This is a genomic window from Rhodococcus sp. Eu-32 (genome assembly GCF_003336925.1).
GTDB lineage: Bacteria > Actinomycetota > Actinomycetes > Mycobacteriales > Mycobacteriaceae > Rhodococcoides > Rhodococcoides kyotonensis_B.
This window is the reverse complement of record NZ_QGNK01000003.1, coordinates 212,892-229,977: the sequence shown is the minus strand read 5'-3', so window position 1 is coordinate 229,977 and position 17,086 is coordinate 212,892. Positions and strand designations below refer to the sequence as shown.

The following is a 17,086-nucleotide window of genomic DNA, read 5'->3' as shown; positions in this document are numbered from 1 at the left end:
ATGTCAGATTCTCCCCGCAGCGACGTCGAGGGTTCGACGCTCGTGAAGGACGCCGACGTCGCACAGGACGCTCAGCCGCATCATGGTTGGCTGAACCGCCTTTACACCGGTACCGGTGCGTTCGAGGTCGTCGGACGTCGGCGCTTCTACTACCTGCTGACCGGTGCGATCGTCTTGATCTGCCTTCTGAGCATGGTCTTCCGCGGCTTCACGCTCGGCATCGACTTCGAGGGTGGAACGAGGATTCAGCTCCCGGCCGCCGACAATGTCAGCACCGAGCAGGTCGAGACCGTCTTCTCCGACACGCTCGGTTTCGAGCCGGTGTCGGTGCAGACCGTCGGTTCCGGCGCCGCGGCCACCGTGCAGGTGCGGTCCGAGGCCCTCGACGCAGGCCAGGTCGACAGCGTGAAGACTGCCCTGTTCGACGCGTTCCAGCCCGTCGACGGCAGCGGAACCGCCACGCCGAACGCGATCAGCGTGTCCGACGTCAGTGAGACGTGGGGTGGTCAGATCACGCAGAAGGCGTTGATCGCGCTCGTGGTGTTCCTGGTGATCGTCAGTATCTACATCTCGATACGCTACGAACGGGACATGGCGTTGGCGGCGCTCGCCGCGCTCGGGTTCGACCTGTTGGTCACAGCCGGTGTCTATTCGCTCGTCGGATTCGAGGTGACTCCGGCGACGGTCATCGGTCTGCTCACGATCCTCGGTTTCTCGCTGTACGACTCCGTCGTCGTGTTCGACAAGGTCGAGGAGAACACTCGCGGCATCCTGCACCTGAACCGCAAGACCTACGCCGAACAGGCCAACCTGGCTGTCAACCAGACGTTGATGAGGTCGATCAACACGACCGTCATCGGTGTGCTTCCGGTGCTGGCGTTGATGATCGTGGCGGTGTGGCTGCTCGGCGTCGGAACGCTGAAGGACCTGGCCCTCGTCCAGCTCGTCGGCATGATCGTCGGCGCGTACTCGTCGATCTTCTTCGCGACGCCGCTGCTCGTCACGTTCAAGGAGAAGTGGGGTCCGGTCGCGGCGCACACCAAGAAGGTGTTGGCCAAGCGCGCCGAGGCGGCCCAGCGCGGCGGGGGAGCGACGCCTGCCGTCGCCGTCGCATCCAAGGCTCCCGCGTCGGTGACTCCGACGCCCGGTTCGCGGCCGACCGGAAAGCGGAACAAGAAGAGGCGTTGATGCACGCACGGATCGGGGTAGTGCGCATGACGACGGCAGCGGTGGCTGCCGTCGTCACGGCATCGGTCGTAGCGGGCTGTTCGGCAGCCGAGGACCAGGTTCCGTCCATCGGGTACGCGCTCGACAACGTCGTCACGACGTACAACGCGAACACCGTCGACGGCGCGGCATCGGGTGCGCGACAAGCGTTCCCGCGGGTGCAGACCGGGTTCAGCTACCTGGGGCCCGAGGGAGAAGCGCTGGCGGACAACGACATCGGCAGTGCGGCCGTCGTGCCCGGCGATGTGCTGACGGTGCGGTACGTGATCGCGCCACAGGCCGTGTACTCCGACGGTGTTCCGATGACGTGCGACGATCTTGTGCTGACGTGGGCTGCCAACAGCGGCCGCTTCGTGGCGGGCGAGAACGATCTGCCACTGTTCGACGCGGCGTCGACGGCCGGGTACAAGGACATCGATCAGGTCGCCTGCACCGCAGGAGCCAAGGAAGCCACGGTCACGTTCCGGGCCGGGCGTTCGTACTCGGACTGGCGAAACCTGTTCGGCGCCACCGATATTCTCCCCGCCCATGTCGCAGCCCGGGTGGCAGGCGTTCCCGACGTCGTCGCGCCGATTGCGTCGGACGACCTCGACGTCGTCGGCCGCATCGCCGAATTCTGGAACACGGGGTGGAATCTGACGCCCGGCTCGGTCGACACGTCGTTGCTGCCGTCGAACGGACCGTATCGAGTCGATTCCTACACCGCGGACGGCGGTCTCGTGCTCGTCGCCAACGACAAGTGGTGGGGCATCGCCCCGGCCACCGATCGGATAGTCGTGTGGCCCAAGGGAACCGACATTCAGTCTCGTGCCGGTGAGGGCGAACTGGAAGTGATCGACCTCGGGGCGGGTAACGACGTCCCGTCGGACGGGTTCGCGCGTACCGACTATCCGTCCACCGGCATCGAGCAACTGACGTTCGCGACGAGCGGTGCACTCGCCCCGTCGGCTGCGCGCCGGGCGATCGCGCTGTGCACGCCGCGACAGTCCCTGTTCGACAGCTACGGTCACCCCGGTTTCGACGAGACGACCGGTGTCGGGTCGGGCGTCGTCGATTCGCGTCTCGTTCGCGTCGACGATCTGCTGTACGCGCCGGTGGCGGCGACGGCGGCGAACCGGTTCCGTCAGCCCGACATCGCCACGGCGACGGCCGAACTCGCCGGTGCAGGCATCGACGGCCTCACCGTCCGTATCGGATACCTCGCGCCGGATTCGCGTCGCGCCCAGATCGTCGCGGACATCGCGGCCGCGTGCGCACCGGCCGGAATCACGGTGCAGGACGCGGGTTCACCGCAGTTCTCGCCGACGGCACTCCGAACGGGCGGGGTGGACGCGATTCTCGGTTCCACGGCGTCGGCGTCCGGTGCCGCGGGTTCGGTGTCCGACGCGACTGCGCACGACAGTCTGCACAGCGGTGCGGGCAGCAACGTCGGCGGCTACGCGAACGGTCGTATCGACGCGATCGTCGACCAACTGTCCGTGGAAACCTCGGATGCCTCGCGTCTCGCGCTGTCTACCGAGGGCGAGAACATTCTGTGGAACGACATGCCGTCGTTGCCACTGTTCTCGGCCCCGCGAACCGCGGCCGTGGCCGACGGTATGGGCAACGTCGTCGTCGATCCGACGGCCGCGGGTATCGGCTGGAACATGGACAGGTGGATACTTCATCGGTGAGTAGACACAGCGACCCGTCCGTGACGACCGAGAGCACGGCGTCGAAGAACATCGACCGACTCGTACGGTGGGCGGACGACTTCCCGACCGCGGGTGTGCGTTTCGCCGATCTGACCCCGGTGTTCGCCGACGCCGTCGGTCTTTCATCCGTCATCGACGAGCTGGCCGTCGCGGGCGAGGGCACCGATCTCGTCGCCGGTATCGACGCCCGCGGATTCCTGCTCGGGGCAGGCGTGGCGTTGGCACTCGGTTCGGGAGTTCTGGCCATGCGCAAAGCGGGCAAGCTTCCTCCGCCTGTGGTGTCCCAGCGATACGAACTCGAATACGGCGCAGCCGAACTGGAGATCCCCGAGGCGATCGATGTCTCGGGCCGCCGTGTTCTCGTCGTCGACGACGTGCTGGCCACCGGTGGCACCATCGCCGCGGCCGCGGAACTGCTGCGAGGGCGCGGCGCCGAGATCGTCGGTGCCGCCGTCGTCCTCGAGATCGCTGCGCTCGGTGGACGTTCGCGATGTGAGGGGTACCCGGTCACCTGCCTGAAGCAGGTGTGAGGACTAAAGTTGTCCCATACTGCGTTCCAAGCGGGAGCGACACGACGCAGACAGCGCGGCAGGAGGCGATCACATGACCCGTTCCGTCGACCGATCCGTGCCAGAACGATCCAGGCCGGAGACCGAGCAGAACGACGCGGGGGACCAGCAGGCCACGCCGTCTCGGGCGGCAACCGGTAGAACCACGCCCGCGGTGCCGACGTCGGCGTCGAGACGAGTCCGCGCGCGGCTGGCGCGTCGCATCACGGCCGGACGCAGCACGGCGGTCAAGCCGGTGCTAGAGCCGCTGGTGTCCATGCACCGGGAGTTGTACCCGAAAGCCGATCTCGCGCTGCTGCAGCGGGCGTACGACGTCGCCGACGAACGGCATGCGACGCAGATGCGCAAGTCGGGCGATCCGTACATCACCCATCCGCTCGCCGTCGCGAACATTCTCGCCGAGCTTGGCATGGACACGACGACGCTCGTCGCCGCGCTGCTGCACGACACCGTCGAGGACACCGGGTATTCGCTGACTCAGCTGACCGACGAGTTCGGCGAAGAGGTCGCGCACCTGGTCGACGGCGTCACCAAGCTGGACAAGGTCGTTCTCGGGTCCGCGGCCGAGGGCGAAACCATCCGCAAGATGATCATCGCCATGGCCCGCGACCCGCGTGTGCTCGTCATCAAGGTCGCCGACCGGTTGCACAACATGCGCACGATGCGGTTCCTGCCGCCGGAGAAGCAGGCGCGCAAGGCCAAGGAGACGCTGGAGGTCATCGCGCCGCTCGCGCATCGCCTCGGCATGGCGACGGTCAAGTGGGAACTCGAGGACCTCGCGTTCGCGATCCTGCACCCCAAGAAGTACGACGAGATCGTCCGCCTGGTCGCAGATCGGGCGCCGTCGAGGGACACCTATCTCGAGAAGGTGCGTGCCGAGATCAACGCGTCGCTGTCCGCGTCGCGCATCAGTGCCGCGGTCGAGGGGCGTCCCAAGCACTACTGGTCGATCTACCAGAAGATGATCGTCAAGGGGCGCGACTTCGACGACATCCACGATCTCGTCGGCGTTCGCATCCTGTGCGACGAAATTCGCGACTGTTACGCCGCGGTCGGCGTCGTGCACTCGCTGTGGCAGCCGATGGCAGGCCGGTTCAAGGACTACATCGCGCAGCCGCGGTACGGGGTCTACCAGTCGTTGCACACCACCGTCGTCGGTCCGGAGGGCAAGCCGCTCGAAGTGCAGATTCGCACCCGCGACATGCACAGGACGGCCGAGTTCGGCATCGCCGCGCATTGGCGCTACAAGGAGACACGCGGCAAGCACGGCAGCGACAACGCCGAGGTCGACGACATGGCGTGGATGCGTCAGTTGCTCGACTGGCAGCGTGAAGCCGCCGACCCGGGCGAGTTCCTCGAATCATTGCGCTACGACCTCGCGGTCAAGGAGATCTTCGTCTTCACGCCGAAGGGCGACGTCGTGACGCTGCCCGCCGGGTCCTGTCCGGTGGACTTCGCGTACGCCGTGCACACCGAGGTCGGGCACCGTTGTATCGGCGCCCGCGTCAACGGCAGACTCGTCGCCTTGGAACGCACGCTCGACAACGGTGAGGTCGTCGAGGTCTTCACGTCGAAGGCCGTCAACGCCGGGCCGAGCCGTGACTGGCAGGGGTTCGTCGTCTCGCCGCGCGCGAAGACGAAGATCCGCCAGTGGTTCGCGAAGGAGCGCCGCGAGGAAGCACTCGAAGCAGGCAAGGACGCGATCGCCAAGGAGGTCCGCCGCGGCGGTCTTCCGTTGCAGCGGTTGATGAATGCCGAGTCGATGTCGACCATCGCTCACGAACTGCGCTACGTCGACGTATCGGCGCTGTACACGGCTGTCGGCGAGAGTCACGTGTCCGCGCAACACGTCGTCCAGCGGCTCGTCGCGCACCTGGGCGGGGTCGGTGACGTCGAGGAGCAGTTGGCCGAGAGGGCAACGCCGTCGACCATTCCGACGCGGCCGCGTCACGTCGGCGATGCGGGCGTGCTGGTGTCCGGTACCGAGGGCGTCGTCGCCAAACTCGCCAAGTGCTGCACCCCGGTGCCCGGTGACGAAATTCTCGGCTTCGTGACGCGAGGAGGTTCGGTGAGTGTGCACCGGACCGACTGCACCAACGCGAAGTCGCTCGGTGAGCAGTCGGAACGATTCATCGACGTGCAGTGGGCTCCGTCGGCGTCGTCGGTGTTCCTGGTGGCGATTCAGATCGAGGCGCTCGACCGGCATCGGCTTCTGTCCGACGTGACGAAGGCGTTGGCGGACGAGAAGGTCAACATCCTGTCGGCGTCGGTGGCGACGTCGGGCGATCGCGTCGCGATCAGTAAGTTCACGTTCGAAATGGGCGACCCGAAGCACCTGGGCCACGTGTTGAACGTCGTACGCAACGTCGAAGGCGTCTACGACGTCTACCGGCTCACGTCGGCGGCGTAAGGCGGCGTCGCCGCCCGTGAGTGCGAATGTACAGCCCGCTGTACATTCGCACTCACGTGGCGCTACTGCGCGACTACCGTCTCGAGCGTGACCTCGGCGTTCGGCGCACCGTCTCCACCGGGGGTCGCGACGCCCGCGGCTGCGACCTTGTCGAGCGTGGCGAGTCCTTCCTCGGAGATCGTGCCGAACACGGTGTACTGCGGCGGCAGCACCGAATCCGCGTAGACGAGGAAGAACTGGCTTCCGTTCGTGTCCGGACCGGCGTTCGCCATCGCGACGGTGCCACGCGGGTACACGACCGGCTGCGACGACGCGGGATCTCCGACGGGATACGCCGTGGTCGGGTATTCGTTCGCGAACTCGTAGCCCGGTCCGCGGTTGCCCTGCCCGGACGGGTCACCGCACTGCAGAACTTCCAGTCCCGGCGTCGTGGTCAGCCGGTGGCAGGTCGTGTCGTCGAAGTAGCTCTGCGTCGCAAGACTGGTGAAACTGTTGACAGTGCACGGAGCTTCGCCGCGGTCGAGAACCAGCTGGATCGGGCCTTGGCTCGTCGTGATCGCGACGTCGACGGTGCCTTGCGTCGACACCCCGTCGGTCGCCGGCGGGGTGTTGTCCTTGATGGCGGGCGTCGCCTCCGGGTAGTCGCACGTCGTCGTCGACGCCTCGGGTGACGGAACAGCGGGCAGAGCGCCGAACCGGCTGAGGTCGAGCTGCTGCTCCGTCGTCGGCGCGGCCGAGGTGGTCGAGCCGACCGACCCGGACGTCGTCGACGACGCGGTGCCGGAACCGTCGGACGAGCAGCCGGCCACGAGAAGGGCGACGGCGGCTGCGCCGACGAGGACTGCGGGCGAGGTACGGCGCATCACAGGTCACTCACCATCGACGTGATCTCCACGGGCTGCGCGGGCTTGCCGTCCTGGGCGCCGCCTTCCACGCCTGCGGCTGCGATCTTGTCCAACGTCTGCAGTCCCGTCTCGTCGATGGTGCCGAACACTGTGTACGCGGGAGGAAGCGTCGAGTCGCCGTACACCAGGAAGAACTGACTGCCGTTGGTGCCGGGTCCGGCATTGGCCATCGCGATGGTGCCACGGGGGTACGTGATCGGCTCGTCGGCTGCCGGGTCGCCCTCGGCGAATTGGTCGGCGGGAAACTCGTCCGCGAATTCGTATCCGGGGCCGCCCATTCCGGTGCCGGCCGGGTCACCGCACTGGAGCACGCTCAGCGAGGAGCTCGTCGTCAGTCGGTGGCACGAGGTGCCGTCGAAGTAGCCCTGGTTGGCCAGGGACACGAAGCTGTTCACGGTGCACGGGGACTGCGGGTTGTTCAGCGTCAGGCCGATGTTGCCCTGCGACGTCGCCATGCTGTAGCTCAGCGGTTCGTCCGACGTCGGAACGCCGTCGGTGCGAGGGGGAGTGTTCTCCTTCGCCGCGGGCTGTGCCGACGCAGGGTAGGCGCAGGTCACGGTGTCGGGCAGCGGCTCGGACCGGCCGTCGGCGATGAGCGTGTCCGAGGACGGCGTGGCGGACGCGGTGGTGGTCTCCGACTCGTCGTCGCCGCCTCGGGTCAACGCGAACACCACGGCGACCGCTCCGACCACAACGACGACGCCCAGTACGGATCCTGCGATCGTCAGCTGCTTGCGCTTCTTCGCACGCTCGGCACGGCGTTCGAGCTGCCGCTCGAGTTTCCTTTTCGCCGCCTCACGCCGCTGCTCGTTGCTGGGCACTTCGGTATCCTCCTGCTCGTCCAGGGCCGAAACCGGCCGTGAGTGAGTGTGCCATTACTTCCTGAGAAGTGACTGACGGGCATCACCGGCGCACAGTGCCGGAGTGGAGCCTGCAGGAACGACCCGAGAGTGCCGGAGTGGAGCCTGCAGGAACGACCCGAGAGTGCCGGAGTGGAGCCTGCAGGAACGACCCGAGAGTGCCGGAGTGGAGCCTGCAGGAACGACCCAAGAGTGCCGGAGTGGAGCCTGCAGGAACGACCGGATTACTGTGGACGAACTACCTGGCCGCAACCCTTAGGAGCTAGTGCTGTGCTCGTCACCGGATTCCCGGCGGGGATGTTCCAGACCAACTGCTACATCCTCGCGCAGGACGATGCGACCGAATGCGTCGTCGTCGATCCCGGGCAGGATGCTGCGGAACCGTTGATCGAGTTCTTGAACTCGTCGTCGATTACGCCGGTCGCGGTGCTGTTGACGCACGGTCATCTCGATCACACGTGGTCGGTCGCACCGGTGTGCGCCAAGTTCGGTGTCCCGGCCTACATCCACGACGACGACCGCTACATGCTGTCCGATCCGCTGCGCGGGACAGGTCCGACGCTCGCCGCGCTGTTGGGCGACGCGGAGTTCCACGAGCCCGAGACGGTCGAGAATCTGGTCGGAGGTTCCACACTCGAGCTCGCGGGCATCACGTTCGAGGTTCTGCACACGCCGGGGCACACGCAGGGATCGGTCGTCTTCACGACCGACGTCGACACCCCGGACGGCACGGCAACGATCGCGTTGACGGGAGACACGTTGTTCGCGGGTTCGATCGGGCGCACCGACCTGCCTGGCGGCAACCACGAGCAACTGCTCGCCTCGATCGCGACCACACTGTTGCCGCTGGCCGACGAGACGGTGATCCTGCCCGGCCATGGCGGTCAGAGCACGATCGGCCAGGAACGGGCGTCGAACCCCTTCCTCGTTGGACTGTCCGGCCCCGAACAAGGAACACTGTGACCGTGAGCAAGCCGTCTACGTTCTCTGCGCCCAAGGGCATTCCCGACTACGTTCCTCCGAACTCGGCCGAGTTCGTCGCCGTCCGCGAGGGACTGCTGAATGCAGCCCGCAACGCCGGATACGGACACATCGAACTGCCGATATTCGAGGACACCGGATTGTTCGCTCGCGGCGTCGGCGAGTCGACGGACGTCGTGAGCAAGGAGATGTACACGTTCGCGGACCGCGGTGACCGGTCCGTCACCCTGCGCCCCGAGGGAACAGCGGGCGTGATGCGTGCGGTCATCGAGCACGGACTCGATCGCGGCGTGCTCCCCGTCAAGCTCGCGTACGCAGGGCCGTTCTTCCGGTACGAACGTCCGCAGGCAGGTCGCTACCGACAGCTGCAGCAGGTCGGCGTGGAGGCCATCGGCGTCGACGACCCCGCACTCGACGCCGAGGTCGTCGCCGTCGCCGACGCGGGATTCCGCAGCCTCGGGCTGACCGACTTCCGGCTGGAGATCACCTCGCTCGGCGACGACACGTGCCGACCGCAGTATCGAGAGCTGTTGCAGCAGTTCCTGTTCGCGCTTCCGCTCGACCCGGAGACGCGTAAGCGCGCCGAGATCAACCCGTTGCGCGTGCTGGACGACAAGCGGCCCGACGTCCGTGAGATGACCGCCGACGCACCGCTCATGCTCGATCACCTGTCCGAGGCCGCCAAGGCGCACTTCGACGAGGTCCTCGGACACCTGGACGCGTTGAAGGTTCCGTACGTCGTCAATCCGCGTATGGTCCGCGGCCTGGACTACTACACCAAGACGACGTTCGAATTCGTCCACGACGGCCTCGGGGCGCAGTCCGGCATCGGGGGCGGCGGCCGTTACGACGGGCTGATGGCCCAGCTCGGCGGTCAGGAGTTGTCGGGTATCGGTTTCGGGCTCGGCGTCGACCGCACCATGCTCGCTCTCGCAGCCGAGGGCAAGTCGGCCGGTTCCGCGGCGCGTTGCGAGGTGTTCGGAGTGCCGCTCGGAACCGACGCGAAGGCTCAGCTCGTGGCGATCGCCGGACAGCTGCGGACCAAGAACATCAGCGTCGATCTGGCGTACGGCAACCGCGGAGTCAAGGGTGCGATGAAGGCCGCCGACCGGTCCGGCGCGCGCTACGCGTTGGTTCTGGGCGACAAGGAATTGGCCGAACGCGTCGTGGTCGTCAAGGATCTGTCGACCGGTGAGCAAAAAGAAACGCCGCTGGCCGACGTCGTCGCCGTGTTGGAGGCCGAACTTGCCGGCTGACGGCAGGGGCGCCGATCACGTCGACCTAGATCTCGTACCGGCCGAATTGATCGCGCCACGCCTACGCAAGGTGGCCGTCGGCGCAGTCGTCGTCGGCGTCCTGCTCGCCGTGATCGCGAGTTTCTTTCTGCCCGTTGCGGTCGCGGTCGTCCTCGGCGTCGTGGTCGCGGTCCCGGCAGCGGGTTCGGCGTGGGTGGGGCTGCGTCGACGCCTGTGGCTCGACGGCACGACCCTGCATGCGCGTGGGGCCGTCCGCACGCGGGCGCTCGACGTACCGACGCTCGTCTCGGCGGAGGTCCAGGTACGCACCGCGCGTATCGATCAGATCTCGCTTCGCCTGTACGACGGGCGAACTCGCGTCTCGATCCCGCTCGCTCTCTACACCCAGGGCGGCGGCCGCGAGCTGCCGATCCTGTCTCTGCGAGCGCTCGCCGACGCGTTGTGGACGAGCGAGCTGGTTCCCGCGGCTGCGGTCGCGTCGGTCCTCGTCGACCAACTCAAGGCGGAGGCACGGGACGCGGGCCTGAACGAACGCCCGCTGTACCGTGCGATCGAACTGGTGAGGAAAGCCGGGCGGACGCCGATGGCCACCCTCACCGATCGTGAAGTGGCGGGCTTGTCGAGCTGACGGGTCTACGTCACCAGAAAGGCGTCGAGGACAACGGATTCGGCCGACCTCGTGCCCGACGTCACCACGAGAGCACGGTTCAAGTAAGTGAACTGCGGCACCGACGTCGCGATGTCGAGTGTGCCGCGGAAGTAGTAGGTCGCGGGGTCGACTTCCTCGGTCCCGTTCAGTGATTCGATCACCTCGGCAGGCCCGAACTGAAAGCCCCGGTACGTCAGCGACAGATAACCGCCGTCGGTCAGTTCCAACGTCAGCTCGGCACTGAATTCGGTGCAGCCGTCCGGGCGTGTCACTCCCACGACGGACGCCGAACCCGCAAGTGTCCCTTCGATGTCCGGGCCAGGGGCAGCACCGCCGAGGATCGGAGTCACGACGCGCGCACCGCCGGGAACGCTGCCGACGTCGATCGGAACGCCGAGCGTCAGGCCAAGGCGGAGAATGGGTTCGAGAGTGGGCGCGATGGGTGCAGACACGTGGGGGAACGCTCCTCGGGGCGACGAAAGGGATCGGGTACACGCTATCTTCCCGTCGTGACCCGTGGCGTCTTGACACGGCCTAGAACACATGTTCGACTATTGGGCATGCGATGGTCCGGTCAGACGCTCGACGCCGCCGACGAGGGCGCGCTTCCCGGTCTGGAGCGGTCGGGTCTGGTGCGCAGCGTACAGACACCCGAGTTCGAGGGCATCACGTTCCACGAGGTGCTGTGCAAGAGTGCGCTCAACAAGATCAGCGGTGACGCGTCGCTTCCGTTCACGTGGACCGTCAATCCGGCGCGCGGGTGCTCGCACGCGTGCCGCTACTGCTTCGCTCGGCCGACGCACGAGTACCTCGATCTCGATGCCGGAACGGATTTCGACACTCAGATCGTCGTCAAGACCAACATTGCCGCGGTGCTCCGCAAGGAACTCGCACGCAAGTCGTGGAAGCGAGAGCCGGTTGCGCTCGGAACCAACACCGATCCGTATCAGCGTGCAGAGGGCCGGTATCGGTTGATGCCCGGCATCATTCGCGCGCTCGCGGAGTCCGGCACACCGTTCTCGATTCTCACCAAGGGCACGTTGTTGCGACGTGACCTCCCGTTGCTGACGCTTGCCTCGCAGCAGGTCGAGGTGCGCGTCAACGTCAGTCTGGCCATCCACGACGCGGATCTGCAGAAGCAACTCGAACCGGGGACACCGAGTCCGCGGGCGCGGCTCGACCTGATTCGGGCAGTGCGCGACGCGGGACTGACGTGCGGTGTCCTGGTGGCGCCCGTCATTCCGTTCCTCACCGACGGTGCCCGTCAACTCGACGCGTTGATCGGCGCGCTCGCCGACGCAGGCGCCACGTCCGTCTCCGCGATGCCGATGCATCTGCGGTCGTCCACGAAGGACTGGTTCCTGTCGTGGCTCGCCGAGCAGCATCCCGCGCTGGTGCGTCGGTACCGACAGCTGTACGGCCACGGCGCCTACGTCACGCCCGAATACAAGGCATGGCTGCGTCAGCGCATCGACCCTCTGCTCGACGAGCACGGCTTCGGCGTCGGAGAGTCCCGGTCGATGCCCGAGAACGTGCCGGCGGATCCGGACCGGGCAGCGGACGCCCGCACGCCCGCGTTGACTCTGTTCTGACGCGTCATCTCAGAGCCGGAGGCGCATCGAGGTCACGCGCGGAAAACGTGTCGCACGCGGCTACCTGGCCGGTGCGGTAGCCGGCCAGGAACCACTGCTGACGCTGCTCGGACGAGCCGTGCGTCCACCCCTCGGGGTTGACGCGTCCGCTCGATGCCTGCTGGATTCGGTCGTCGCCGACCGACGACGCCGCGGACAGCGCGTCCCGGATGTCGTCGTCGGTGAGGGGTTCGAGGAACGGCTCGCCGGTGCTCGGATCATCGATGACGGCGGCGTGGTGCGCCCAGATCCCTGCGTAGCAGTCGGCCTGCAGTTCGACGCGCACCGCGCCCGATTCCGCACCCTGCGGATCCGCCTGAGCGCGGCCGATGTCGCCGAGTTGGTTCTGGATGTGGTGGCCGACCTCGTGGGCGACGACGTACTCCTGCGCCAGCGGGCCACCGCTGGATCCGAAGCGGTCGACGAGAACCTGGAAGAAGCTCGTGTCGAAGTACGCGGTGGAGTCGGCGGGGCAGTAGAACGGGCCGACGGCGCTCGTGGCGTTTCCGCAGCCGGTGTTGGTCGAGCCGGAGAACAGACGCACCGCGGGCTGGACGTACGCGACTCCGGTCTGCGGCTGTAGCTGCGATTCCCAGACGGTGTCGAGGCTGCCGACGGTGAAGTTGACGCGGCAATCGACGTTCGCATTCGCGTCGGCGCCGGTCTCGCAGTTCTCGAGTGTGCCCGCTCCCGACTCGTACTGGCCCGAGTTGTCGGCCGATCCGCTGAGCTGGCCGAGCAGCGAGCCGGGGTCGCCGCCGAACAGCAGTGCGAGCACCAGGATGACGAGTCCGCCTGCACCACCGCCGAGTGCGATCTTGCCTCCGCGGCCGCCACCGCCGCCGCCGACCGACACGCGGCCGGGCTGCATCCTGGCGCCTTCTCTGAACGTCATCGCCCAATCCTCTCGCGGAGTCCGTGCCCCGACGGAGTCGGATGAACCGTCGGTCGAGTAGCAGCTTCCCATGCGGGCGAGGTATCCGTTTCCGGTCCGGGCACGTGTCTCCGTAGGATCGGTACTCGACGAACACTCTCGAACCCCATTTTTTCGAAAGGAAACCCGTGCTGCGCACCCACCTCGCCGGCTCCCTCAGAGCCGAGCACGTCGATCGAACAGTCACACTGACGGGTTGGGTGGCGCGTCGTCGCGATCACGGCGGTGTCATCTTCATCGACCTCCGCGATGCTTCCGGTGTCGCGCAGGTCGTGTTCCGCGAGGGCGACGTTGCCGAGAAGGCACACCGTCTGCGCGCCGAGTACGTGGTCAAGGTCGTCGGCAAGGTCGAAGAGCGTCCCGAGGGCAACCAGAACTACGAGATTCCCACCGGCGCGATCGAGGTCGATGCGACCGACATCGAGGTGTTGTCCGAGAGCGCGCCGCTGCCGTTCCAGCTGGACGACCAGCCGGGTGAGGAAGCGCGCCTGAAGTACCGCTACCTGGATCTGCGCCGCGAGGGCCCGGGTCACGCCATCCGCCTGCGCTCGCACGTCAACGCGGCGGCGCGCGGTGTTCTGGCGCACCACGAGTTCGTCGAGGTCGAGACACCGACGTTGACTCGGTCGACGCCCGAGGGTGCCCGCGACTTCCTGGTGCCCGCACGGCTGCAGCCCGGAAGCTTCTACGCTCTGCCGCAGAGCCCCCAGCTGTTCAAGCAGCTGCTGATGGTGGGTGGCATCGAGCGCTACTACCAGATCGCACGCTGCTACCGAGACGAGGACTTCCGCGCCGATCGGCAGCCGGAATTCACGCAGCTCGACATCGAGATGAGCTTCGTCACGCAGGACGACGTGATCCTGCTCGCCGAGGAGATCCTCGCCGCGCTGTGGAAGCTCGTCGGACACGAGTTCACGTCGGCGATTCCTCGCATCACCTACGCCGAGGCGATGCGTCGCTACGGTTCGGACAAGCCGGACCTTCGCTTCGACATCGAACTCGTCGAGTGCACGGATTTCTTCTCCGACACCACGTTCCGCGTCTTCCAGGCGCCGTACGTCGGCGCCGTCGTGATGCCGGGCGGTGCGTCGCAGCCGCGTAAGCAGCTCGACAAATGGCAGGAGTTCGCCAAGCAGCGCGGACACAAGGGTCTGGCGTACGTCCTCGTCGGCGAGGACGGAACTCTCGGCGGACCCGTCGCGAAGAACCTCACCGACGCCGAACGCGACGGCATCGCAGCGCACGTCGGTGCCGCGCCGGGTGACGCGATCTTCTTCTCCGCCGGACCGGTCAAGGCGTCTCGTGGCCTGCTCGGCGCGGTACGCGGCGAGATCGCCCGCAAGCTCGACCTCATCGACCCGAAGGCGTGGGCGTTCGTCTGGGTCGTCGACGCGCCGCTGTTCGAGCCCGCATCCGACGCGACCGCCAGCGGTGACGTCGCCGTCGGTTCGGGCGCGTGGACCGCAGTGCACCATGCGTTCACGTCGCCGAAGCCCGAGTCGATGGACACGTTCGACACCGATCCCGGTTCGGCTCTCGCCTACGCCTACGACATCGTGTGCAACGGCAACGAGATCGGCGGCGGCAGTATTCGTATCCACCGCAAGGACATTCAGGAACGCGTCTTCGCGATCATGGGTATCGACGAGGCCGAGGCGCAGGAGAAGTTCGGCTTCCTGCTCGACGCCTTCAGCTACGGCGCGCCCCCGCACGGCGGGATCGCGTTCGGCTGGGACCGCATCACGGCGTTGCTGGCAGGCGTCGACTCGATCCGTGAGGTCATCGCATTTCCGAAGTCCGGCGGTGGCGTCGACCCGCTGACGGACGCGCCTGCGCCGATCACACCGTTGCAGCGCAAGGAATCCGGTATCGACGCGAAGCCGGAGAAGCGGGACGAGAAGGTCGACGCGGACGCCGCGTCGGAGTAACACGAACACCACGAAGCCCTCCTGCGATCTGTCGCAGGAGGGCTTCGGTGTCGGTTCGCGACCCGTCAGGCGGGCAGGGACTGCGAGACGACGCGGTACGCGTACGTCGACGCGATCATCGTGATCGGGATGGTGACGAGAAGACCCAAGCCGCACGGAATCACGCCCAGAATGTTGATGCCGACGAGTGCCAGTGCCAGCAGAATCAGCTGGCCTGCGTTCGACGAGATCGCCTTGACGCTCGACTTGATGGCAGTGATCGCATCCTGATTGCGATCGATGACGAACTGAAGTGTCCACCACGTCAGGAACGTCAGGATGATGCCGGGAATGATCAGCAGGACGAACCCGACCAACACCAGGATGCCGACGAGGAAGCTCGCGAGAATGATCGCGGCCACGTTGCCGAACTGGAAGAACGACCCGATCGCGGGCTTGTTGCCGTCGACCTCGTGCAGGGCGCCGCGAATGAGGGACGCCTGAATGAGATAGCCGACGACGGTGCTGATCACCGTGCCGATGATGGCCAGGGCGCCGAACCCAGCCGAGAGATCTCCTGACGTGTCGGTACCGCCGAAGATCAAGTTGATCACGATCTGGATGACCGCGGCGATCACCGCGATACCGATCCAGACTCCGGCGTTGTCCTTGAATCGATTCCAGCCGAAGGACACCGCGTCGCCGACGCTCAACGTCGTCGGCACGCCGCGGTAGTTTCCTCCGCCGTAGTTTCCTGCGCCGTAGTTGCCGGGTCCGTAGTTCCCGGGCGGCGGCGGGTAGTTAGAAGGAGGCGGAGGATAATTGCCGGGAGGGGGCGGGTAGCCGCCCTGCGGCGGCGGAGGATATCCACCGGGCGGCGGGTAGTTTCCGGGCGGCGGATAGCCACCGGGAGGCGGGGTGCTGCCCTGCGGTGGGGGATATCCACCGGGCGGTGGGTAATTGCCGGGGGGTGGGTAGTCGCCGGGAGGTGTGGGTGTTCCGCCTGCGGGCGGGTAGTTCTGCGGGGGCGGCGGGTAACCGCGTCCCGGCTCGTTCTTGCCGAGGTCGGGGCGTTCCGGATCGGGGCTGCTGCCGTACTGCGGTCCGTCGGGTGGGTTCTCGCTCACGGTCATCACTCCTCGTAGGGGGACTCGAACAGATTGTGACCGACTACGTCGCGTCGGGCACCGCGAGTTGTCGGATCGAAACATTGCAATGGGAAGAGAAGTGGGCCCGTCGCCTGGAGGCGACGAGCCCACTCGCGTTGCTCTCTGGGGGATCAGCCGACCTTGACGACCTGCGTTCCACCGGCGAGTTCGTCGTGCTTGCCCTGCTTGGTGGGACTGGAGTTGATGGTGACCGCGATGACGATGTACGCGATGAACACCAACAGTCCGCCCAGAAGCGGAACGATGTTGAGAAGCAGGAAGGCGTTGCGCTTCGCTGCCTCTGCCTGCGTCGGGTTGCCCCCCGCAGCGCCGAGGGTCCGCAGACCGAGGATTTGCTTGCCGAAAGTCTGACCACGGCTGGATTCGAGGAACGTGAAGTACGCGAAACCGAGAAGCGCACTGACGAGCCCGAGGATGAACTGCCCGACGAAGCCGTCCCCGGCGATGAAGTACGCGATCAGAGCGATGATGCCGATGATGATTCCGTCGATGAAGCGAGCGGCGAAACGCAGTCCCAGGCTGCCGGGTTGCCCGCCGCTAGGAAGCTGCGAGCCCGACCCGTAGCCGTAGTTGCCCGTCGACGGAGGTGGCGGGTAGTTGCCGGGCGGGGGGTAGTTACCGGGAGGCGGGTAGTTTCCCGGAGGAGGGTAGTTGCCCGCTGGACTCTGCGGGTACTGCGGCTGGTTGGGGTCCGGACTGCCGCCGTACTGCGGTCCATTGGGTGGATTCTCGCTCACTGACATTCCCCTCGGCTGGAGTATTTATAGTTGCGTACCAATTCTTTACACATGCGCTGGTGAGCGAACCGCATTCCCGAGGGTGTGTCAAGCAGTACACGAGGTCGAGGAGAACGGGCATTTTCGGACCTGTCGATTCTCGACAGGCGAGTGGGCC

15 protein-coding genes are annotated in these 17,086 nt (G+C 66.5%); 9 read left to right on the top strand and 6 right to left on the bottom strand.

Features of this window, described 5'->3' with window-relative positions; translation table 11 throughout:
• From secF to DK926_RS06120, 4 genes are all read left to right on the top strand, one after another.
• The gene (gene secF / locus DK926_RS06135) at positions 1–1,188 is read left to right on the top strand and encodes a protein translocase subunit SecF (protein ID WP_114329620.1); all 1,188 of its coding nucleotides are present in this window, start codon (positions 1–3) and stop codon (positions 1,186–1,188) included.
• 26 nt (positions 1,189–1,214) lie between these two features.
• On the top strand, positions 1,215–2,900 hold the full coding sequence (locus tag DK926_RS06130) for an ABC transporter substrate-binding protein (RefSeq protein WP_243636672.1): 1,686 nt from the start codon (positions 1,215–1,217) through the stop codon (positions 2,898–2,900).
• Complete coding sequence (locus tag DK926_RS06125) at positions 2,897–3,451, top strand: adenine phosphoribosyltransferase (protein ID WP_068424358.1); 555 nt, start codon at positions 2,897–2,899, stop codon at positions 3,449–3,451. Before DK926_RS06130 ends, DK926_RS06125 begins: the two co-directional genes overlap by 4 nt.
• Positions 3,452–3,524: 73 nt before the next feature.
• Positions 3,525–5,900, top strand: coding sequence for a RelA/SpoT family protein (locus DK926_RS06120; RefSeq protein WP_114329616.1), 2,376 nt, complete (start codon positions 3,525–3,527; stop codon positions 5,898–5,900).
• Positions 5,901–5,962: 62 nt separating this feature from the next.
• Here DK926_RS06120 and DK926_RS06115 read toward each other — a convergent pair whose 3' ends face one another.
• On the bottom strand, positions 5,963–6,763 hold the full coding sequence (locus tag DK926_RS06115) for a peptidylprolyl isomerase (protein ID WP_114329614.1): 801 nt from the start codon (positions 6,761–6,763) through the stop codon (positions 5,963–5,965).
• Complete coding sequence (locus DK926_RS06110) at positions 6,763–7,626, bottom strand: peptidylprolyl isomerase (RefSeq protein ID WP_114329612.1); 864 nt, start codon at positions 7,624–7,626, stop codon at positions 6,763–6,765. The genes DK926_RS06115 and DK926_RS06110 overlap by 1 nt, the downstream gene beginning before the upstream one ends.
• 309 nt (positions 7,627–7,935) lie before the next feature.
• Here DK926_RS06110 and DK926_RS06105 point away from each other — a divergent pair, with 309 nt between their 5' ends.
• Genes DK926_RS06105 through DK926_RS06095 form a run of 3 tightly spaced genes read left to right on the top strand, consistent with a single transcriptional unit; the run spans position 7,936 to position 10,530 of the window.
• Entirely contained in the window at positions 7,936–8,628 is a 693-nt protein-coding gene (locus DK926_RS06105; protein WP_114329610.1) for an MBL fold metallo-hydrolase, read from the top strand.
• 2 nt (positions 8,629–8,630) lie between these two features.
• Complete coding sequence (gene hisS, locus DK926_RS06100) at positions 8,631–9,902, top strand: histidine--tRNA ligase (protein WP_114329732.1); 1,272 nt, start codon at positions 8,631–8,633, stop codon at positions 9,900–9,902.
• Positions 9,892–10,530, top strand: a complete 639-nt coding sequence (locus tag DK926_RS06095; RefSeq protein WP_114329608.1) for a hypothetical protein — start codon at positions 9,892–9,894, stop codon at positions 10,528–10,530. Before hisS ends, DK926_RS06095 begins: the two co-directional genes overlap by 11 nt.
• Before the next feature lie 5 nt (positions 10,531–10,535).
• Here the strand turns inward: DK926_RS06095 and DK926_RS06090 are convergent, their stop codons facing one another.
• Positions 10,536–11,003: a DUF3237 family protein gene (locus tag DK926_RS06090; RefSeq protein ID WP_068424346.1), complete on the bottom strand. Its 468-nt coding sequence runs from the start codon at positions 11,001–11,003 to the stop codon at positions 10,536–10,538.
• Positions 11,004–11,111: 108 nt separating this feature from the next.
• On the opposite strand from DK926_RS06090, the gene DK926_RS06085 reads away from it, so the two are divergent.
• Complete coding sequence (locus tag DK926_RS06085) at positions 11,112–12,143, top strand: Rv2578c family radical SAM protein (RefSeq protein ID WP_114329606.1); 1,032 nt, start codon at positions 11,112–11,114, stop codon at positions 12,141–12,143.
• 4 nt (positions 12,144–12,147) lie between these two features.
• Here DK926_RS06085 and DK926_RS06080 read toward each other — a convergent pair whose 3' ends face one another.
• Positions 12,148–13,077 (bottom strand): neutral zinc metallopeptidase, encoded by a 930-nt coding sequence (locus tag DK926_RS06080; RefSeq protein WP_114329731.1) that lies wholly within the window; start codon positions 13,075–13,077, stop codon positions 12,148–12,150.
• 167 nt (positions 13,078–13,244) lie between these two features.
• On the opposite strand from DK926_RS06080, the gene aspS reads away from it, so the two are divergent.
• The gene (aspS, locus tag DK926_RS06075; protein ID WP_114329604.1) at positions 13,245–15,044 is read left to right on the top strand and encodes an aspartate--tRNA ligase; all 1,800 of its coding nucleotides are present in this window, start codon (positions 13,245–13,247) and stop codon (positions 15,042–15,044) included.
• Positions 15,045–15,109: 65 nt separating this feature from the next.
• Here the strand turns inward: aspS and DK926_RS06070 are convergent, their stop codons facing one another.
• Both DK926_RS06070 and DK926_RS06065 read right to left on the bottom strand, forming a co-directional pair.
• The gene (locus DK926_RS06070) at positions 15,110–16,150 is read right to left on the bottom strand and encodes a hypothetical protein (protein WP_114329730.1); all 1,041 of its coding nucleotides are present in this window, start codon (positions 16,148–16,150) and stop codon (positions 15,110–15,112) included.
• A 152-nt stretch (positions 16,151–16,302) separates the two neighbouring features.
• On the bottom strand, positions 16,303–16,929 hold the full coding sequence (locus DK926_RS06065) for an RDD family protein (protein ID WP_243636671.1): 627 nt from the start codon (positions 16,927–16,929) through the stop codon (positions 16,303–16,305).
• Between the last annotated feature and the right edge of the window lie 157 nt (positions 16,930–17,086).